General features: G+C 64.2%; 19 protein-coding genes. 9 read left to right on the top strand and 10 right to left on the bottom strand.

Annotated features, from left to right (window positions below):
- Nucleotides 1–85: 85 nt before the first annotated feature.
- The 7 genes from BLV20_RS11770 to BLV20_RS11740 all read right to left on the bottom strand — a co-directional run bounded on the left by BLV20_RS11770 (nucleotide 86) and on the right by BLV20_RS11740 (nucleotide 5,389).
- Nucleotides 86–1,219, bottom strand: coding sequence for an AGE family epimerase/isomerase (locus BLV20_RS11770; RefSeq protein ID WP_092301387.1), 1,134 nt, complete (start codon nucleotides 1,217–1,219; stop codon nucleotides 86–88).
- Nucleotides 1,220–1,389: 170 nt separating this feature from the next.
- Nucleotides 1,390–1,962: a HupE/UreJ family protein gene (locus BLV20_RS11765; RefSeq protein WP_092301384.1), complete on the bottom strand. Its 573-nt coding sequence runs from the start codon at nucleotides 1,960–1,962 to the stop codon at nucleotides 1,390–1,392.
- 37 nt (nucleotides 1,963–1,999) lie between these two features.
- Entirely contained in the window at nucleotides 2,000–2,614 is a 615-nt protein-coding gene (gene ureG, locus BLV20_RS11760; RefSeq protein ID WP_092301381.1) for an urease accessory protein UreG, read from the bottom strand.
- 52 nt (nucleotides 2,615–2,666) lie between these two features.
- Nucleotides 2,667–3,341, bottom strand: coding sequence for an urease accessory protein UreF (locus BLV20_RS11755; RefSeq protein WP_092301378.1), 675 nt, complete (start codon nucleotides 3,339–3,341; stop codon nucleotides 2,667–2,669).
- Entirely contained in the window at nucleotides 3,338–3,838 is a 501-nt protein-coding gene (gene ureE, locus BLV20_RS11750) for an urease accessory protein UreE (protein WP_092301375.1), read from the bottom strand. The genes BLV20_RS11755 and ureE overlap by 4 nt, the downstream gene beginning before the upstream one ends.
- A gap of 255 nt (nucleotides 3,839–4,093) precedes the next feature.
- Nucleotides 4,094–4,726, bottom strand: a complete 633-nt coding sequence (locus tag BLV20_RS11745) for a TetR family transcriptional regulator (protein WP_092301372.1) — start codon at nucleotides 4,724–4,726, stop codon at nucleotides 4,094–4,096.
- 240 nt (nucleotides 4,727–4,966) lie between these two features.
- Entirely contained in the window at nucleotides 4,967–5,389 is a 423-nt protein-coding gene (locus BLV20_RS11740) for a hypothetical protein (RefSeq protein WP_092301369.1), read from the bottom strand.
- 388 nt (nucleotides 5,390–5,777) lie between these two features.
- Between BLV20_RS11740 and BLV20_RS11735 the strand changes: the two genes are divergently transcribed.
- Complete coding sequence (locus tag BLV20_RS11735; protein ID WP_092301366.1) at nucleotides 5,778–7,853, top strand: AsmA family protein; 2,076 nt, start codon at nucleotides 5,778–5,780, stop codon at nucleotides 7,851–7,853.
- A gap of 482 nt (nucleotides 7,854–8,335) precedes the next feature.
- On the opposite strand, the gene BLV20_RS11730 is transcribed toward BLV20_RS11735, so the two are convergent.
- Entirely contained in the window at nucleotides 8,336–9,247 is a 912-nt protein-coding gene (locus BLV20_RS11730) for a LysR substrate-binding domain-containing protein (RefSeq protein ID WP_092301363.1), read from the bottom strand.
- A gap of 141 nt (nucleotides 9,248–9,388) precedes the next feature.
- Here BLV20_RS11730 and BLV20_RS11725 point away from each other — a divergent pair, with 141 nt between their 5' ends.
- The 3 genes from BLV20_RS11725 (at nucleotide 9,389) to BLV20_RS11715 (ending at nucleotide 11,541) form a co-directional block, all read left to right on the top strand.
- Entirely contained in the window at nucleotides 9,389–10,027 is a 639-nt protein-coding gene (locus tag BLV20_RS11725) for an FMN-dependent NADH-azoreductase (RefSeq protein WP_092301360.1), read from the top strand.
- Nucleotides 10,028–10,036: 9 nt separating this feature from the next.
- A complete protein-coding gene (locus tag BLV20_RS11720) occupies nucleotides 10,037–10,342 on the top strand; it encodes a DMT family transporter (RefSeq protein WP_092301357.1) in 306 nt (101 codons plus the stop codon).
- A gap of 308 nt (nucleotides 10,343–10,650) precedes the next feature.
- On the top strand, nucleotides 10,651–11,541 hold the full coding sequence (locus tag BLV20_RS11715) for a lipase family alpha/beta hydrolase (protein ID WP_092301354.1): 891 nt from the start codon (nucleotides 10,651–10,653) through the stop codon (nucleotides 11,539–11,541).
- Between the two features lie 61 nt (nucleotides 11,542–11,602).
- Here BLV20_RS11715 and BLV20_RS11710 read toward each other — a convergent pair whose 3' ends face one another.
- A complete protein-coding gene (locus BLV20_RS11710) occupies nucleotides 11,603–12,487 on the bottom strand; it encodes a DMT family transporter (protein ID WP_092301351.1) in 885 nt (294 codons plus the stop codon).
- A gap of 96 nt (nucleotides 12,488–12,583) precedes the next feature.
- Between BLV20_RS11710 and BLV20_RS11705 the strand changes: the two genes are divergently transcribed.
- The 3 genes from BLV20_RS11705 (at nucleotide 12,584) to BLV20_RS11695 (ending at nucleotide 14,930) form a co-directional block, all read left to right on the top strand.
- The gene (locus BLV20_RS11705; protein ID WP_092301348.1) at nucleotides 12,584–13,372 is read left to right on the top strand and encodes an AraC family transcriptional regulator; all 789 of its coding nucleotides are present in this window, start codon (nucleotides 12,584–12,586) and stop codon (nucleotides 13,370–13,372) included.
- Between the two features lie 71 nt (nucleotides 13,373–13,443).
- On the top strand, nucleotides 13,444–13,743 hold the full coding sequence (locus tag BLV20_RS11700) for a PsiF family protein (protein ID WP_092301345.1): 300 nt from the start codon (nucleotides 13,444–13,446) through the stop codon (nucleotides 13,741–13,743).
- Between the two features lie 173 nt (nucleotides 13,744–13,916).
- The gene (locus tag BLV20_RS11695; protein ID WP_092301342.1) at nucleotides 13,917–14,930 is read left to right on the top strand and encodes an AI-2E family transporter; all 1,014 of its coding nucleotides are present in this window, start codon (nucleotides 13,917–13,919) and stop codon (nucleotides 14,928–14,930) included.
- Nucleotides 14,931–15,087: 157 nt separating this feature from the next.
- On the opposite strand, the gene BLV20_RS11690 is transcribed toward BLV20_RS11695, so the two are convergent.
- Nucleotides 15,088–16,353 (bottom strand): Hsp70 family protein, encoded by a 1,266-nt coding sequence (locus BLV20_RS11690; RefSeq protein WP_009041945.1) that lies wholly within the window; start codon nucleotides 16,351–16,353, stop codon nucleotides 15,088–15,090.
- Nucleotides 16,354–16,650: 297 nt separating this feature from the next.
- Here BLV20_RS11690 and BLV20_RS11685 point away from each other — a divergent pair, with 297 nt between their 5' ends.
- Both BLV20_RS11685 and BLV20_RS11680 read left to right on the top strand, forming a co-directional pair.
- The gene (locus BLV20_RS11685) at nucleotides 16,651–17,589 is read left to right on the top strand and encodes a DnaJ C-terminal domain-containing protein (RefSeq protein WP_092301339.1); all 939 of its coding nucleotides are present in this window, start codon (nucleotides 16,651–16,653) and stop codon (nucleotides 17,587–17,589) included.
- Between the two features lie 42 nt (nucleotides 17,590–17,631).
- Nucleotides 17,632–17,934 (top strand): chaperone modulator CbpM, encoded by a 303-nt coding sequence (locus BLV20_RS11680; protein WP_092301336.1) that lies wholly within the window; start codon nucleotides 17,632–17,634, stop codon nucleotides 17,932–17,934.
- Nucleotides 17,935–17,996: the final 62 nt, after the last annotated feature.

The following is a 17,996-nucleotide window of genomic DNA, read 5'->3' as shown; positions in this document are numbered from 1 at the left end:
CTCAATCGCGAGCAAGCTTCGCTCCTACACAGGCATGCCCGTTTTTCTGTAGGAGCGAAGCTTGCTCGCGATAGCGCGGTAAAGATCAGCCGAAGTATTCAGCCAGGCCGAGATAGCAGGTCGCCAGGTGATAAGGCGTGGTCGACGGCATGTCCCGGCGGCTGAGTACGCCATGGGCATCCAGGCATTCGTTCCAGCCCTTGGCATGCAGGAAGTGTTGTTGCAGCGCCAGCAACTGCTGCTGCAGGCGTTCGGCGCTGCCCTGGCGCAAGGTCAGGGCACGCAGGTATTCGGCCTGGGCCCAGATGCGTTGGGTCGGGTCGAGCACATCGCCATCGATGCTCAGCATTCCGCTCACCGCGCCGCTGGAGTTATCCACACCCGTTTGCTCGGCATAGGCAAAGGCTCGCTCCAGCGAAGCGTGCAAAGCGCAACCACGGAGCAAGGCCGAGGATTGCAGCAGGAAGAACCATTCGAACTGATGCCCCGGCTCGAACCAGTTATCCACAGCCCCCAGCGGTTTCTCCATCATCAGCCCATGCCGTGGCTCGATGAAGCGCTTCTGCATGGCCGTACACAGGGCCAGCAGCGCGTTTTGCACGGCGGCGTCGTCACGCACGGCCAGGGTCGCGAGGAAGGCTTCGGCGAGGTGCATCAGCGGGTTCTGCAAGGGGCCGCAAGCCAGGGACGACCAGTCCTCGGCGAGGACCGCTTCGTACAAGCCATCGCCGCTGGCAAAACGCTCGGCCACCACCTTCAGCGCAGCGTTGAGCACCGACTCCACCAGCGGCTCGCGGACTTTGGCCCAGTAATGGGCGCAGGCAAAGATGATGAACGCGTGGGTGTAAAGGTCTTTGCGCCGGTCCAGCGGTGCGCCCTGGGCATCGATGCTGTAGAACCAGCCGCCGTGCTCGGCATCGTGGAAGTGCCGTTGCAGGGAACGGAACAGCGCCGCGGCGCGCTCTTCGGCAAGCGGCGTAAGGCCGTCGCCGATCAGGCTGGAAAACAGGTACAGCTGCCGCGCGCAGGCCATCGCCCGATAACGTTGCGGCGGCAGCGGCGCGTGCTCGGCATCCAGCGCCTCGAAAGGCAGCGCCAGTTCCGGATTCCAGCCCGGCCCCTGCCAGAGCGGCACGATCACACTGTGGAAATGCTGCTGCACGGCCGCAAACAGGGCGGTCGATTCAGAGGGGAAAGTGGGGCTGGAAACATCGGGCATTGGCTGGCGTCGTCACGGCAGGGTGGAATGCGCGACATGGTAGCAGAGAAGGTCCCGGGGATCGTGGTTGCGGGGCGGGGCTTGCTCGCGATGCATGGCGCCGATACATCGCGTCGGCTGGATCGCGAGCAAGCTTCGCTCCTACGGGAGGGGCAGCGCCATAGGGCGGTTCAGCCTGCCAGCAGCCACACGCCCGTGGCGGCGGATGCCGCACCCGCCAGGCGCACCAGCGGCGCCGCGGCCTGTGGCAGGACGCGCACCACCGCATAACCGGCCGCGTGCAGCGCCGCGGTGGCAGCGACGAAGCCGGCGGCGTAGGTCCAGGGGCTGGACATGTCCGGCAGCTCCAGGCCATGGGCCACGCCGTGGAACAGGGCGAACAGCGCGGTGGCGGCCACTGCCAGGCTCAGCGGCGGACGCACCGCCAGGGCCACGGCCAGGCCGAGGGCCAGGACCGAGGCGGCGATCCCGCTTTCCAGGGCCGGCAGGTTCAGCCCCGCAAAGCCCAGCACGCCGCCGAGCAGCATGGTGCCGACGAAAGTGCAGGGCAGGGCCCAGCGTGCCGCGCCCTGCTGCTGCGCGGCCCACAGGCCGACCGCAACCATCGCCAGCAAATGGTCGAGGCCGCCGATCGGGTGGCTGATGCCGGCCATCAGGCCGTTGTCGCCATGGCCCGGATGGGCGAAGGCCAGGGCCGGAGTCAGCAGCAGGGCGAGGGTGCCGAGGATGCGTTTGAGTGTCATGGGCAGGCTTCCTTGTTGAGCTTTTGGAAAAGGGCGATCAGGCCGCGGTCAGCAGTCCCTGGCGTTCGATAAAGGCGATGATTTCTTCCAGGCCCTGGCCGGTCTTCTGGTTGCTGAAGACGAACGGCTTGCCGCCGCGCATGCGCCGGGTATCGCCGTCCATCATCTCCAGCGAGGCGCCGACCAGGGGCGCCAGGTCGATCTTGTTGATCACCAGCAGGTCGGACTTGCAGATGCCCGGGCCGCCCTTGCGCGGCAGCTTGTCGCCCGCCGACACGTCGATCACGTAGATGGTCAGGTCGGACAGTTCCGGGCTGAAAGTCGCCGAGAGGTTGTCGCCGCCGGACTCCACCAGAATCAGGTCGAGGCCGGGAAAACGCCGGTTCAGCTGGTCCACCGCTTCGAGGTTGATCGAGGCGTCTTCGCGAATTGCCGTGTGCGGGCAGCCGCCGGTTTCCACGCCGATGATGCGTTCGGGCGCCAGGGCCTGGTTGCGCACCAGGAAATCGGCGTCTTCGCGGGTGTAGATATCGTTGGTCACCACCGCCAGGTTGTAGCGCTCGCGCAGGGCCAGGCACAGGGCCAGGGTCAGGGCGGTCTTGCCGGAGCCCACCGGGCCGCCGATGCCGACGCGCAGAGGTTGTGCGTTCATGTGCTTCTCCACAATTAAAGGCGCCAAGTGAAAGGCGCCAAACTAAAAGGACCTAGGAACGGAACAGGCGGCTGTACTGGCGCTCATGGGCCATGCACGCCAGGGACAGGCCGAAGGCGGCGCTGCCGTAATGTTCGGGGTCGAGGCTCGAAGCGTCGTGCTGGGCCTGTTGCAGCAGCGGCAACAGTTCGCTGGTCAGGCGCTGGGCGGCCTGCTGGCCCAGGGGCAGGGTTTTCATCAGCACCGCCAGCTGGTTTTCCAGCCAGCTCCACAGCCAGGCGGCCAGGGCGTCCTGCGGGCTGATCCGCCAGGCCCGCGCCGCCAGGGCCCAGCCCAGGGCCAGGTGCGGCTCGGCGATCTGCGCGAGAAAGGCCCGGGCCGGCGCGTCCAGCTCCGGCAGGCCGTTCAGCAGCTGTTGCAGGGAATAGCCCATCTGCCGGCTTTCCTGATGCAATTCACGGGTTTCGCGGCTGGCGCGGTGCTCCTGGCTCAGTTGCAGCAACTGCGCCCAGTCCGCGTCCGCCGCCGCCCGGCAATGGGCCAGCAACAGCGGCGCCTCGAAGCGCGCCAGGTTGAGCAGCAACTGGTCGCCGATCCAGCGCCGGGCGCTGGGCGGGTCGTTGACCGTGGCTTGCTCCACGGCCATTTCCAGGCCCTGGGAATAGCTGTAGCCGCCAATCGGCAGCTGCGGGCTGGCCAGGCGCAGCAGGGCCCAGGCCGGGTTCATGGGCGGACGCCGAACTGGTGCAGCCGCGGCGCGTAGTTGAAGTCCTCGTCGCCGTGGCGGGAATGATGATGGCCGCCGCCGTAGGCGCCATGTTCCGGCTGGAACGGAGCCTCGATGGTTGCGGTATTGGCGCCGAGCTGCTCGAGCATGGCCTTGAGCACATAGTCGTCGAGCAGGCGCAGCCAGCCATCGCCGACTTGCAGGGCGACATGGCGGTTGCCCAGGTGATAGGCGGCGCGGGTCAGTTCGAAGGCATTGCGGCAGGTGACATGCAGCAGGGTTTCCGGGCGCGCGCAGACCCGCACGATACGGCCATCCTCGGCTTGCAGGCATTCGCCGTCATGCAGCGGCGGCTGGCCACGCTCCAGAAACAGCCCGACGTCTTCGCCGTCGGCACTAAAACAGCGCAAGCGGCTTTTGCTGCGGGCTTCGAAAGTCAGGTGCAACTCGGCGGACCAGTCGGGTTGCGGCGCGATTCTGCGATGAATCACCAGCATTTGAAGGCTTCCAGCTATGAGCGATGCAGGGTGTAGAGCAAGTGCCTTGCCAATCGCCCGGTCTGATTGGAAACAGGTGGAAAGCGCCTGAAAATGGGGCAGGCTTCTGTTTTATTTTGTTACAAATTTAGGGTGTGCGCTGATTTATAGCACTGACTTGGTGCGCCGTGCTGTTTTTTGATGCGCGATAAAGCGCCGCTCTGGCGCGGGCAAACGAGGCGATCGGGAAGTTGTGGGCTTAGCGGCGCGACGGGGTCATTCCGTGCTGCCCAGGCCCTGCCAATGCTTGAGACCGATAAAGATGAAGCGCAGCTGCTGGGTGATTTTCGCCTGGGGCGTGAGGTGCTCGGGCAGGGCTTCGGCGGGCGGGTCGATGATGTCCGGCAAGGTGGCGAACACACTTTTGACGATCAGGTCGGCCATCACCGTCAGGTCGGCGATGTTCAGGTGTTGCAGCTTGGGCATCAGGGTCAGGTCGGCCGCCAGGTCGGCGCTGATGTTTTCCCGCAGGCTGGCGATCGCCTGGCGCACCGGCAGCGAACCGCCGTATTGCTCGCGGGCGAGAAACAGGAATTGCGAGCGGTTGGCCGCCACCACGTCGAGGAAGATCCGCACCGAGGCGTCGATGATGCCGCCCATGACAAATTCGTTATGGCGCACCAGGCGGATGGTTTCACGGAAGGTCTGGCCGACTTCGCTGACCAGTTCCAGGCCCAGCTGGTCCATATCGGCGAAATGCCGATAGAACCCGGTCGGCACGATGCCGGCGGTTTTCGCCACTTCGCGCAGGCTCAGGCTGCCGAATCCGCGGCCGCATTCCATCAGGTGGCGGGCAGCGTCCATCAGAGCGTTGCGAGTCTGTTGTTTCTGTTCGGCGCGGGGCAGCATCGGCTGGCGGGTTTTCTGATCAAGAGAGCGGCGCACTCTAGCAAATCAACTTTGCCGGCGTCGAACCTGGAGGAAACGGTAGGTTGAAGGCGAAGCATGGATCGAAGGGGTGCGGCGGATAAAGAACGCGGTGCTGCTCAGGGAAAAACAAAGCCCGATCCAGGGACCGGGCTTTTTTGCAGAGGCTTCATAGGCTTGACTCACAGCTGGGTTGCATTAGGCCAAACGGTCGTTGCCGTCTTACACCAGACCTTTCTCTTCCAGGCGATCGCGGCCGCCTTCAGCTACAGCTTGGCCCAGGGGAGTGCGATCGAAGCCATCTTCAGCCAGGGTCTGGCCTTGTGGAGTGCGGTCGCTGCCGTCGGAAGCCAGGGTTTGGCCTTGTGGAGTGCGGTCGCTGCCATCGGAAGCCAGGGTTTGGCCTTGTGGGGTACGGTCGCTGCCGTCGGAAGCCAGGGTTTGGCCTTGTGGGGTGCGGTCGCCGCCATCGGACGCCAGGGTTTGGCCTTGTGGAGTGCGGTCGCCGCCGTCGGAAGCCAGGGTCTGGGTGAATACCGAGGTGCTGGCCTTGACTTGTGGGGTAGCCTGTTCGGCGGCTGGCAAGGCGAAAGCATTGGCTGCCAGGATCGAGAGAGTCAGGCTAAGCAATAATTGGCGTTTCATGATGAGTTGCTCCTTGGGAGGGCGATAAAGTGGGTACGGAGCCAATGTTACGCGCGCAAAATCGATATAAAAGTTCATAAAGGCAATGGTAGTAATCAACAGAATTGATTGTTCTGCTCGAAGGCTCTAGAACGGGCGTTTTCGAAGAGTGGTTTTGCACCGGGGTGGGTATTTTCGACTCATCCGCGCCTCGCAAAAGTGCGGCGACGGTAACGCCAACCTGGCGCTTCGGTCAGAAAAACTCATACTTTCGGGGCTGATTCGCCGTCTTGGGTTAAACCTGCGTGCCCTTTGTCAGTCCTAGTTTTCATGACCGGTGGATTTCAACCCCGGCAGTTCACAGGGGCGTCGCTATCCCGACGCCCGTCAGTAGTCAGGAGCCCTGTGCATGACGCGCACTCGTAAAATTCTCGCCTGGACAGTCGGTAGCCTTTTTCTGCTGCTGGCCGTACTGGTATTGGTCATCGCGTTCTTCGATTGGAACCGGATCAAGCCGCCGCTCAATGCCAAAGTCTCCGAAGAACTGCATCGCCCCTTCGCCATCAACGGCAACCTGGCGGTGATGTGGCAGCGCGAGCCCGACGAAGGCGGCTGGCGGGCCTGGGTGCCGTGGCCGCACGTGGTGGCCGAAGACCTGTCCCTGGGCAATCCCGAGTGGTCCAAGGCGCCGCAGATGGTCAGCCTCAAGCGTGTCGAATTGCGCATTTCGCCTCTGGCGTTGCTGGTGCAGCGCGTGCGCATCCCGCGCATCGACGTCACCGAGCCGAATGCCGCCCTCGAACGCCTGGCCGACGGCCGCGCCAACTGGACCTTCCAGTTCGACCCGAAAGACCCGGATGCCGAGCCTTCCAGCTGGGTGCTGGACATCGGCGCCATCGGCTTCGACAAAGGCCATGTCACCCTTAATGACCAAAGCCTGAAAACCCGCCTCGACCTGCTGATCGACCCGCTGGGCAAGCCGATTCCGTTCAGCGACATTGTCGGCGACAAGGCGGCGAAGAAAGTCGAGGAGAAAGGCGCCGCGCCGCAATCCTATGCCTTTGCCTTCAAGGCCACGGGGCAGTATCACGGCCAGGCGCTGGTCGGCTCCGGCAAGATCGGCGGCCTGCTGGCGCTGCAGGATGCGAGCAAGCCGTTCCCGCTGCAGGTTCAGGCAACGATCGGCGATACCCGTGTTGAACTGGCCGGCACCCTGACCGACCCGCTGAACCTCGGTGCGCTGGACCTGCGCATGAAGCTCGCCGGCACCAGCCTGAGCCATCTCTACCCGCTGACTGGCGTGACCCTGCCGGACTCGCCGGCCTATGCCACCGATGGCCACCTGACCGCGCAGCTGCGCGACCCGGCCGGGGCGAAGTTCCAGTACCAGGATTTCAACGGCAAGATCGGCGACAGCGACATCCACGGCAACCTGACCTACCTCGCCAGCCAGCCGCGGCCCAAGCTGACCGGCGCGCTGGTGTCCAACCAGCTGCTGCTCAGCGACCTGGCGCCGCTGATCGGCGCCGATTCCAATGCCGAGCAGAAGGCGCGCGGTGGCGACAGCAAGCAGCCGGCGGACAAGGTGCTGCCGGTGGAAGAGTTCCGCACCGAGCGCTGGCGCGACATGGACGCCGATGTCGAATTCACCGGCAAGCGCATCGTCCACAGCGCCGAACTGCCTTTCACCGACCTGTACACCCACCTGGTGCTCGATGACGGGCACCTGAGCCTGGAACCGCTGCGTTTCGGCGTGGCTGGCGGCAAGCTGGACGCGCAGGTTCGCCTCAATGGCCAGACCACGCCGCTGGAAGGCCGGGCCAAATTGACCGCGCGCAACTTCAAGCTCAAGCAACTGTTCCCGACCTTCGAGCCGATGAAAACCAGCTTCGGCGAACTCAACGGCGATGCCGATATCGCCGGGCGCGGCAATTCGGTGGCGGCCTTGCTCGGCAGCGCCAACGGCGAGCTGAAGATGCTGATCAACGACGGGGCCATCAGCCGCGGCCTGATGGAGATCGCCGGGCTCAACGTGGGTAACTACCTGATCGGCAGGATATTTGGCGACAAGGAAGTGAAGATCAATTGCGCCGCCGCCGACTTCGGCATCAAGACCGGCCTGGCCACCACTCGCCTGTTCGTGTTCGATACCGAGAACGCGATCGTCTACATCGACGGCACCGCGAACATGGCCAGCGAGCAACTGGACCTGACCATCAGCCCGGAATCCAAGGGGCTGCGCCTGTTCTCCCTGCGTTCGCCGCTCTATGTGCAAGGCAAGTTCATCAAGCCTGAGGCCGGGGTCAAGGCTGTGCCGCTGATGCTGCGCGGCGCCGGCATGGTCGCGTTGGGCGTGGTCGCCGGGCCGGCGGCCGGGTTGCTGGCGCTGGTGGCGCCGAGCGGCGGCGAGCCCAACCAATGCGCGCCGCTACTTGAGCAGATGCGCGCGGGCAAGGCACCGGTGGCGGTCAAGCCAACCCGTTAAGCCCACGCGCCTTTCGCGTCCGTAGGAGCGAAGCTTGCTCGCGAAGAACCCGACGCGGTGCATCTGTATAACCGCGGCGCTTTTTTCGCGGGCAAGCCTCGCTCCTACGGTTGAGCATCCTGGCTCGCGAACTGCCCGCGTCCGTAGGAGCGCAGCTTGCTCGCGAAGAACCCGGCGCGGTGCATCTGCATAACCGCGGCGCTTTTTTCGCGGGCAAGCCTCGCTCCTACGGTTGAGCATGCTGGCTCGCGAACTTCCCGCGTCCGTAGGAGCGCAGCTTGCTCGCGAAGAACCCGGCGCGGTGCATCTGCATAACCGCGGCGCTTTTTTCGCGGGCAAGCCTCGCTCCTACGGTTGAGCATGCTGGCTCGCGAACTTCCCGCGTCCGTAGGAGCGCAGCTTGCTCGCGAAGAACCCGACGCGGTGCATCTGCATAACCGCGGTGCTTTTTTCGCGGGCAAGCCTCGCTCCTACCTGGGGTGTCAGCCGGCGGCGAGCATCGGGTGGCCGGCGGCCTGGGCTTCTTCGCGCAACCATTGGAAAAACGCCCGCACCGGCGGATGCCGTTCGCGCCCGGGCACGCACAAGGCGCTGTAGCCCGCGCCGTCGACGTGAACCCCGGGGCGATACGGCACCAGCAGGCCGCTGGTCACGCTCTCCGACACCAGGATATTGCTGGCCAGCACCAGGCCCTGGCCGGCAATGGCCGCCTGCAGTGCGTAGTGCTCCTCGTCGTATTCACGAAACACCGGGCGGCCCTGCATCCAGGTTTCCCCCGCCTTGTTGCACCAGGCCTCCCAGCCATGGGCGTAGAGCTTGGAGTTGTGCCAGCGCACGCTGATCAGCGTCGGCGTGTGCTCGCGAGCCTGCGCCACCTGCTCCGGCGAGCCGTAGACCGCGAAACATTCGTCGAACAGGCACAGCCCGTAGAGAGTGGGGTAGTCGTCCAGGCTGTAGCGGATCACCAGGTCGATGCTCGCATCCTGATGCAGGTCGATGACCTCGCAATTGGTGTCCAGGCGCAGGTTGATGTTCGGATGCCGGCTATAAAAACGCCCCAGGCGCGGCACCAGCCACAGCGCGGCGAAGGCCGGCGTGGTGGAGATCATCAGGTTCGCGCCGCTGCGTTGCGGGCGCAGGCTGTCGACGCTTTGCGCCACTTCCAGCAAGGCGCCGTGCAGGCTGTGGAACAGCCGTTCGCCGCATTCGGTCAGGCGTACCTGGCGTGGCAGGCGCTCGAACAGCGGCACGCCGAGCCAGCTTTCCAGGGAGCGGATCTGATGGGAAATCGCGGTGGGCGTGACCGACAGTTCTTCGGCGGCGGCCTTGAAACTCAGCAGCCGGGACGCCGATTCAAAGGCGCGCAGCGCGGTCAGCGGCAGGTTGGCAAACATAAACGTCACCTTATGGATGAAATGGATTCATCCTGATCAACTATTGCTCATTTGTTCCCGGGGGCCCGCATCAATAGCTTTATTCCTCGCCCAGGAAGGCTTTCGAGGTCTTCCGCAATTATCCAGGATGAGGAAAGACAGATGAGCAGGATTCTAGCAGTACATGGCAGCCCCCGTGGCGAGCGCTCCCACTCGCGGCGGCTGACGGAGGTTTTTCTCAAGGCTTGGCTCGAAGCCCACCCCCAGGGCCGGTTGACCCGTCGGGAAGTCGGCCGGGCCTCGCTGCCCCATGCCAGCGAGGCCTTCGTGGCGGCGGCGTTCTACCCCGAACCCCAGGCGCGGCCCTTGTCGATGCAGGCCGACCTGGCCCTGAGCGACGAGCTGGTCAGCGAAGTGCTGGAGCATGATCTGTTGGTGATCTCGGCGCCGATGTACAACTTCAGCGTGCCCAGCGGCCTCAAGGCCTGGGTCGACCAGATCGTGCGCCTGGGCCTGACCTTCAACACCGTGCAGGACAACGGCATCGCCCAATACGAGCCGTTGGTACGGGGCAAGAAAGCGCTGATCGTCACCAGTCGCGGCGGCTTCGGCTTTGGCCCGGGCGGCGAGCTGGAGTGGATGAACCACGCCGACCCATGGTTGCGCACGGCGCTGGGCTTTATCGGCATCGAGGACGTCACGGTGGTCGCGGCCGAAGGCGAGGAGTCGGCCGAGCGCACCTTCCAGGTGTCCTGCGCCGAGGCCGAGCAGCGCTTGCTGGCGCTGGCGCGGACCTTCTGAGGAGGCGACATGGCCTGGCTGTTCTTGCTGGTCGCCGCGGCCTTCGAAGTCACCTTCGCCATGGCCATGAAGTACGCCGACGGTTTTACCCGCTTGTGGCCGTCGCTGCTGACGGTGCTGGCCGCGGTGGGCGGCATCTACTTCCTGACCCTGGCGATGCGTGAGCTGCCGGTGAGCATCGCCTACCCGATCTGGACCGCCATCGGTTCCCTGGGCACGGTGTTCCTCGGTTTTGCCTTGCTGGGCGAGAGCCTGACGCTGGTCAAGCTGCTGTCGGTGGGGCTGATCGTGGCGGGAGTGGTGGGGCTGAAATAGCGTATCCCTTGTAGGAGCGAAGCTTGCTCGCGCTGGGCTGCGTAGCAGCCCCAAACCCGCTCAGGTTCTACTGGAAGAAATCCATTGCCTGAACCGGAGCTATCGCGAGCAAGCTTTGCTCCTGCAGACCCGGGGCGATCCATTTACAGCCAATCCCCTGTAGCGAGCTTGCTCGCGTTAGCCTTGAGGGAATGTCATACAGTGGTCGCGAAGCTGTCATCTTGGCTGTCGATGCTCTGGGCTGCTGTCTTGTATCCAGCCTTTGGGCGTCGTTTCCCTGACATAGGCCCGGTCACAAGGATGTTCACATGTCCCAAGAGCTCGCCACGCGTTACCCGTTGGTCCTGGTTCCCGGCATGCTGGGGTTTATCCGGCTGGTGCTGTATTCGTACTGGTTCGGCATCGAATCGGCGCTGCGTCGCGGCGGCGCCACGGTAATTGCGGTGCAGGTTTCGCCGCTGCATTCGACCCAGGTGCGGGGCGAGCAGCTGTTGCTGCGGATCGAGGAAATACGCCGCGAAACCGGCGCCGACAAGGTCAACCTGATCGGCCACAGCCAGGGCGCGCTCACTGCCCGGTATGCCGCGGCCAAACGGCCGGACTGGGTGGCCTCGGTGACTTCGGTGGCCGGGCCCAACCACGGTTCTGAACTGGCCGACTACATCGAGCGGCATCATTCCATCGACACCCTGCGCGGGCGCCTGCTGAGTTTTATCCTGCGGGTGATCGCCGTGCTGATGTGCTGGCTGGACACCGGCTATCGCGGGCCGAAGCTGCCGGCGGACATCCATGCCGCGCATCGCTCGCTGACCTGCGAGGGCGTGGCGCTGTTCAACCGCGAGTATCCCCAGGGCCTGCCGCAGAGCTGGGGTGGGCAGGGGCCGGAAGTGGTCAACGGGGTGCGCTATTACTCCTGGTCCGGCACCTTGCAGCCGGGCAAGACCAATCGTGGGCGCAACCTGTTCGACGGCACCAACCGCACCTGCCGGCTGTTCGCCAGGACCTTTGTTCGCGAGGCCGGACAGTGCGACGGCATGGTCGGCCGCTACAGCTCGCACCTGGGCACGGTGATTGGCGACGATTACCCCCTCGACCATTTCGATATCGTCAACCAGTCGCTGGGGCTGGTGGGGCGGGGCGCCGAGCCGGTCCGGCTGTTTGTCGAACATGCCCGGCGGCTGAAGGCGGCGGGGGTGTAAACGGCGAGGTCGGGTCGTCGTTGATCGCGGGCAGCCTTGCTCCTGCCGCGATGACGATCGGTCAGGCGCTGGCCTTGCGCCCCAGCACGGTGGTCCAGCGTTCCGAAAGGATGACCCCGCCGAGGGTCAGCACCCCGCCCACCAGGTGATACAGCGCCAGCTGTTCATGCAGCACCACGGCGGCAATCAGTGCGGTAATCAGCGGCAGCAGGTTGAAGAACAGCGTGGTGCGGCTCGGCCCCAGGCGCACCACCGCCTGCATCCACGCCAGCGGCGCGAGCATCGAGGCCAGCAGGCAGGCATACAGCACCAGGGGAATGTTGTGCAGGGTCAGGCCGGTTTTCGGCGAGGCCAGGAACAACGGAAACAGCACCACCACCGCCACCAGCACCTGCAGATACAGCAGCACCAGCGGCGGCAGGCGCAGCTGCCATTTTTTCAGCAGGGTGCTGTAGACCGCATAGGCCAGGGTGGCGATCAGCATCATCGCGTCGCCCAGGTTCACGCCATGTTCCAGCAGCACGCCGAGGCTGCCGGACGACACCACCACCAGCACCCCGGCAAACGACAGCACCGCACCGGCCAGGGCGCCGGCCGTCAGGCGCTGGCCGAGGCTGGCGATGGCCATGGCCAGCGACATCAGCGGCATCAGCGAAAGGATGATGCCCATGTTGGTGGCCGAGGTCAGGGTCGCGGCGAAGTAGGCCAGGCTCTGATACACCGCCATGCCCAGCACGCCGAGGATGAAGATCTTGCCCAGGTTCGGGCGGACCACCGCCCAGTGGGCAATCACCGGCTTGAGCATGAAGGGCGTGAACAGCAAGCCGGCCAGCAGCCAGCGATAGAAACCGATCTCCGCGGGAAAGATCGCCCCGACCGCCAGCTTGTTGATAACGGTATTGCCGGCCCAGATAAAGATGGCCAGTAACGGATAAGCGTATTGCATGAGAAAAACCAGAACGTTGATGAAGGGGAATTATCCGCCTGTCTGGATCCGCGCCTATACTTCGATCCAGACAACCCGCCCTGGAATCCGGACAGCATGAGCAAAAAACACATCGACCTGCTGTCCTTCAGCGGCCTGCCGGCGCCGGTGTACTTCCGCTATGCCGATTTCGATGCCCACAGCCACGCGCTGGAACATCGCCACCCCTGGGGCTGCCTGGAATATTCGGCCCATGGCGTGATGCACATGGAGATCGCCGGCCAGCGCTTCATGGCGCCGCCGCAGTACGCGATCTGGATACCGCCGGGCACCGAGCATAGTTTCTACAGCCCGCAGCCGATCGTGTACCGCGCCGTGTGCCTGGCCCCGGAGCTGTGCCGGGCGCTGCCGCAGCAGGCCTGCACCTTGGCCATCAGCGATATTCTCAAGGCGATCCTCAAGGACTTCGCTGCGCGCGATGTGCAGATCCCCGAGCATGAAGCGGACAGCCGCCTGGCCCAGGTGATGCTCGACCAGTTGCAACAGGCGCCAGTGCATGACGGTTATCTGCCTTATGCCAGCAGCCCCTCCTTGCTCGGTGTGCTGGAGGCATTGCAGGCCGCCCCGGGGGATAACCGCGCGCTGGCCGACTGGGCGCGGCAGATCCATGTCAGCGAACGCACCCTGGCCCGGCAGTTCGTGCGCGAGCTGGGCATGAGTTTCGGCGAATGGCGCCAGCGCCTGCGCTTTCTCGCCTCCATCGAGGCGCTGGACAGCCCGCGCAGTGTCCAGGAAGTGGCGTTCGACATGGGCTACAGCAGCGCCTCGGCGTTCATCGCCATGTTCCAGCGCCAGGCCGGCTGCACGCCCGAGCAGTACCGGCGCACCAGCCTACAGAACAGGTGAACCTGTAACAGGGTTTGTCTACACTGCGCGGGAGGCCGCGCCCGTCGGTGCGGTAACAAGGAGAAAACTCCATGAAGATGCTGCGTATCCCTTTGTTGATGGTTGGCCTGCTGCTCTGCTCGCAAGGATTTGCCGCCACCGCCCAGCAGACCAAGATGACCACCTGCAACGCCGACGCCACCGCCAAAGCCCTCAAGGGCGATGAACGCAAAGCCTTTATGAGCAACTGCCTGAAAGCCACGCCGGCTGCCGAGCCCACCCCGTCCACGCCGCAGGAACGGATGAAGACCTGCAACGCCGACGCCACTGCCAAAGCCCTCAAGGGCGACGAACGCAAGGCCTTCATGAGCTCGTGCCTGAAGAGCAAATAACCTTCTCCCTCGCAGGCGCGGGCTTGTTCACGATCCGGTCACGGCGGTTTGCCTGACATACCCTGTATCGTTGATCGCCAGCAAAGCCGCGCCTGTCGGCCTCGACGCCTCTCGCATCGTCAGTGCAACGCTGGCAGACTTCCCATCCTTTCACGCTGTTTGTTTGAGGCTGTATGCCAACGTTTTCTCAGCGTCATCTGTTGTTGTTGTTCAGTTGGGTGATCATCTTCGGCGGCCTGTTGCTGGTGATACCGCTGCGGTTGCTGCCGAGCCTGCTGGCGGGGCTGCTGGTGTTCGAACTGGTCAATATGCTCACCCCGCAACTGCAACGGCTGATCGAAGGACGGCGGGCGCGCTGGCTGGCGGTGGCCTTGCTCGGCACCCTCGTCGTCAGCGTGCTGACGCTGCTGTTCGCCGGCGCCATCAGCTTCCTGCTGCACGAGGCGGAGAACCCGGGGGCCTCCCTGGACAAATTCATGCTGGTGGTGGACAAGGCGCGCGGGCAATTGCCGCCGTTCCTCGATTCCTATCTGCCGGCCAGCGCGGCGGAGTTCCAGGTGGCCATCGGCGCCTGGGCCAGCAAACACCTGAGCGAGTTGCAACTGGTGGGCAAGGACGCGGCGCACATGTTCGTGACCTTGCTGATCGGCATGGTGCTGGGGGCCATCATCGCCCTGCAGCGCGTGCCCGACCTGACCAAGCGCAAGCCGCTGGCGGCCGCGCTGTTCGACCGCCTGCACCTGCTGGTCCAGGCCTTTCGCAACATTGTCTTCGCGCAGATCAAGATCTCGCTGCTCAACACCTTCTTTACCGGGATCTTCCTCGCGCTGATCCTGCCGATGTTCGGCGTCAAGCTGCCGCTGACCAAGACCCTGATCGTGCTGACCTTCCTGCTGGGGCTGTTGCCGGTGATCGGCAACCTGATCTCCAACACCCTGATCACCATCGTCGGCCTGTCGCTGTCGGTCTGGGTGGCCGCGGCGGCGCTGGGCTACCTGATCGTTATCCACAAGCTGGAATACTTCCTCAACGCGCGGATCGTCGGCGGGCAGATCAGTGCCAAGTCCTGGGAGTTGCTGTTGGCGATGCTGGTGTTCGAGGCGGCGTTCGGCCTGCCGGGGGTGGTGGCGGGGCCGATTTATTACGCCTACCTGAAGAGCGAATTGAAGCTGGCGGGGTTGGTTTGATCGGGTAAGGCCGATTTGACGCTATCGCGGGCAAGCCTCGCTCCTACGGAAAACGTTGGGGCTTTCGCGGGCAAGCCTCGCTCCTACGGGGTGCGGGCAGGCCTTGTTCCTGGGTAGGAGCGAGGCTTGCCCGCGATGGGCGCGCCCCGCTTCCGGATCAGCCGTAGCGTTTCTTCGCTTCGATCGCCAAGCCGCTGCCGATGCTGCCGAAGATGTTGCCTTCGACGTGGCGCGCGTTGGGCAGCATGTCCGCGACGCTCTGGCGCAGCGCCGGGATGCCGCTGGAACCGCCGGTGAAGAACACCGTGTCGACCTGGCCGACGCCGACATTGGCATCGCCCAGCAATTGCGTGACGCTGCCGCGGATGCGTTCCAGCAGGCTGTCGATGGACGACTCGAACAGCGCGCGGCTCAGGTCCACGCTCAGGCCCGCCTCGATGCGGTCCAGGGGCACCACGCGGTTGTCGGCGTGGGTCAACTGGATCTTGGTTTCTTCCACTTCCATGGCCAGCCAGTGCCCGGCGCGCTGCTCGATCAGCTTGAACAGGCGGTCGATGCCGCCGGTGTCCTCGATGTCGTAGCGCATGCTGCCCAAGGCCAGCTGGGACTTCTGCGAATACACCGAGTTGATGGTGTGCCAGGTCGCCAGGTTCATGTGGGTGCTGGTGGGCATGTAGGCGCCGCTCTTCATCCGGCTGCCGTAGCCGAACAGTGGCATCAGCCCTTGCAGGCTCAACTGCTTGTCGAAGTCGGTCCCGCCGATATGCACGCCGCCGGTGGCCAGGATGTCCTCGTGGCGGTTGTCCAGGCCACGGCGCTCGGGCGACAGGCGCACCAGGGAGAAGTCGGAGGTACCACCGCCGATGTCGACGATCAGCACCAGCTCTTCGCGCTCGATGGTCGACTCGTAGTCGAAGGCCGCGGCAATCGGTTCGTACTGGAACGAGACCTCCTTGAAGCCCAGCTTGCGCGCCACTTCCACCAGGGTGTCCTGGGCTTCCTGGTCGGCGGCGGCGTCGTCATCGACGAAAAACACCGGGCGGCCCAGCACCACTTCCTCGAACTCCCGGCCGGCGGCGGCTTCGGCGCGGCTCTTGAGCTGGCCGATGAACAGGCCCAGCAGGTCCTTGAACGGCATCGCCGTGCCCAGCACGCTGGTGTCGTGCTTGATCAGCTTGGAGCCCAGCAGGCTTTTCAGCGAGCGCATCAGCCGGCCTTCGTAGCCTTCCAGATACTCGTGCAGCGCCAGGCGGCCATATACCGGACGGCGCTCTTCGATGTTGAAGAAGACCACCGACGGCAGGGTGATCTTGTCGTCTTCCAGCGCAATCAGCGTTTCCATGCCGGGGCGCAGCCAGCCGACGGTGGAGTTGGACGTGCCGAAGTCGATACCGCAGGCACGGGCCGCAGATGCGTTTTTCATGTCTTTCGAGTTCCGGTTAAAAAACGGCCGCGCAGTGTATGCCAGTCGTTCGCAGAATCGAAGGCCGACCATCCGCTAAATCACAACCGGCAAGCCTTGAAAGACTATTCTTCACCCCAAACTTGCAGGCATGGGCCGGGCAGCCAATGGGCGGTCGCAAGAACCGCCGCCAGCTGCCGATAAACTTCTGCCGCGCCGCGTGAGTCACAGTATTGAGATCGATCAGCCCTGACGCTGTTCATGAGCGCATGCTGTACGTCGCGCCGCGCCACATTGATAACGGATGGTGATCCTTAGATGGACTTCAAAGACTATTACAAGATTCTCGGGGTGGAGCCGACGGCGGACGACAAGGCGATCAAGGCCGCCTATCGCAAGCTGGCGCGCAAATACCACCCGGATGTCAGCAAGGAAAAAGACGCCGAAGCCAAGTTCAAGGACGCGTCGGAAGCCTACGAGGCGCTGAAAAGCGCGGACAAGCGGGCCGAATACGACGACCTGCGGCGTTATGGCCAGCACGGCCAGCCGTTCCAGGGCCCACCGGGCTGGAAAGGGCGCGCGGATGCCGGCGGTTTCGGCGATGGCGGGGATTTTTCGGACTTCTTCAGTTCGATCTTCGGCAACCGCGGGCCGGGTTTTGGTGGCGGACATTCGCGTAGCACAGGGCGCCGAGGGCAAGACGTGGAAATGGAACTACCGATCTTCCTGGAAGAAACCCTGTCGGCCGAGTCGAAGAAGGTCAGCTTCCAGGTGCCGCACTACAACGCCGCCGGCCAGCACGTCAGCAACACCAGCAAGAGCCTGAACGTGAAGATCCCGGCTGGCGTCGCCGACGGCGAGCGCATCCGCCTCAAGGGCCAGGGCGCGCCGGGTGTTGGTGGCGGGGCCAATGGCGACCTGTACCTGACCATTCGTTTCGCCCCCCATCCGAAGTTCGATATCGAAGGCGAGAACCTGATCATCACCTTGCCGCTGGCCCCTTGGGAGTTGGCGCTGGGGGCCGAGGTCGCGGTGCCGACCCTGACCGGTAAGATCCACCTCAAGGTCCCGGCCGGCAGCCAGAACGGCCAGCGCCTGCGCGCCAAGGGCCATGGCCTGCTGAACAAGGCCGGGCACCGCGGTTATCTGTTTGTGCAGCTCAAGGCCGTGATGCCCAAGGCTTCCGGCGATGACGTCAAGGCGCTGTGGCAGGAGTTGGCGAAAAAGGCCGCTTTCAATCCGCGGGAGCATTTCTGATCCGCTACCCCATTCTGATTCGGAACATAGGAGTCGCTGACCATGAGCACCCTGATCGTTCAACTGGATATGGAAGAGTTCTGCGAAGTGGCCGATCTGCCGGCTGCCTATGTGATGGAAATCGTCGAGCACGGGATCGTCGATCCGCAGGGCTCGACGCCCCGGGACTGGCGTTTCACCGACTACGAACTGGCGATCGCCAAGCGCGCCGCCAAGTTGCGGCGTGACCTGGAACTGGAATGGGAAGGCGTCGCCCTGGCGCTCGAACTGCTCGACGAAGTGCGCGAACTGCGTACGGAAAACCAGATGCTCAAGCAGCGCCTGGGGCGCCTGCTCACCGACTGACTGGGGGCGTGCAAAAAAACACGACGGCCGTAGGAGCGAGGCTCGCCCGCGAAGAACGATGA

The organism is Pseudomonas sp. NFIX28 (assembly GCF_900107395.1).
Taxonomy (GTDB): Bacteria; Pseudomonadota; Gammaproteobacteria; order Pseudomonadales; family Pseudomonadaceae; genus Aquipseudomonas.
Note: the sequence above shows the minus strand (reverse complement) of the source record. Positions and strands in the feature narration are given on the sequence as shown.

Coding starts and splice junctions, on each gene's coding strand:
- BLV20_RS11755 (WP_092301378.1), bottom strand. CDS start 3,341: ATGAACCCGGCCTGGGCCCTGCTGCGCCTGGCCAGCCCGCAGCTGCCG.
- BLV20_RS11745 (WP_092301372.1), bottom strand. CDS start 4,726: ATGCTGCCCCGCGCCGAACAGAAACAACAGACTCGCAACGCTCTGATG.
- BLV20_RS11770 (WP_092301387.1), bottom strand. CDS start 1,219: ATGCCCGATGTTTCCAGCCCCACTTTCCCCTCTGAATCGACCGCCCTG.
- BLV20_RS11705 (WP_092301348.1), top strand. CDS start 12,584: ATGAGCAAAAAACACATCGACCTGCTGTCCTTCAGCGGCCTGCCGGCG.
- BLV20_RS11710 (WP_092301351.1), bottom strand. CDS start 12,487: ATGCAATACGCTTATCCGTTACTGGCCATCTTTATCTGGGCCGGCAAT.
- BLV20_RS11765 (WP_092301384.1), bottom strand. CDS start 1,962: ATGACACTCAAACGCATCCTCGGCACCCTCGCCCTGCTGCTGACTCCG.
- BLV20_RS11730 (WP_092301363.1), bottom strand. CDS start 9,247: ATGTTTGCCAACCTGCCGCTGACCGCGCTGCGCGCCTTTGAATCGGCG.
- BLV20_RS11720 (WP_092301357.1), top strand. CDS start 10,037: ATGGCCTGGCTGTTCTTGCTGGTCGCCGCGGCCTTCGAAGTCACCTTC.
- BLV20_RS11740 (WP_092301369.1), bottom strand. CDS start 5,389: ATGAAACGCCAATTATTGCTTAGCCTGACTCTCTCGATCCTGGCAGCC.
- BLV20_RS11715 (WP_092301354.1), top strand. CDS start 10,651: ATGTCCCAAGAGCTCGCCACGCGTTACCCGTTGGTCCTGGTTCCCGGC.
- BLV20_RS11680 (WP_092301336.1), top strand. CDS start 17,632: ATGAGCACCCTGATCGTTCAACTGGATATGGAAGAGTTCTGCGAAGTG.
- BLV20_RS11695 (WP_092301342.1), top strand. CDS start 13,917: ATGCCAACGTTTTCTCAGCGTCATCTGTTGTTGTTGTTCAGTTGGGTG.
- BLV20_RS11700 (WP_092301345.1), top strand. CDS start 13,444: ATGAAGATGCTGCGTATCCCTTTGTTGATGGTTGGCCTGCTGCTCTGC.
- BLV20_RS11685 (WP_092301339.1), top strand. CDS start 16,651: ATGGACTTCAAAGACTATTACAAGATTCTCGGGGTGGAGCCGACGGCG.
- BLV20_RS11690 (WP_009041945.1), bottom strand. CDS start 16,353: ATGAAAAACGCATCTGCGGCCCGTGCCTGCGGTATCGACTTCGGCACG.
- ureG (WP_092301381.1), bottom strand. CDS start 2,614: ATGAACGCACAACCTCTGCGCGTCGGCATCGGCGGCCCGGTGGGCTCC.
- BLV20_RS11725 (WP_092301360.1), top strand. CDS start 9,389: ATGAGCAGGATTCTAGCAGTACATGGCAGCCCCCGTGGCGAGCGCTCC.
- ureE (WP_092301375.1), bottom strand. CDS start 3,838: ATGCTGGTGATTCATCGCAGAATCGCGCCGCAACCCGACTGGTCCGCC.
- BLV20_RS11735 (WP_092301366.1), top strand. CDS start 5,778: ATGACGCGCACTCGTAAAATTCTCGCCTGGACAGTCGGTAGCCTTTTT.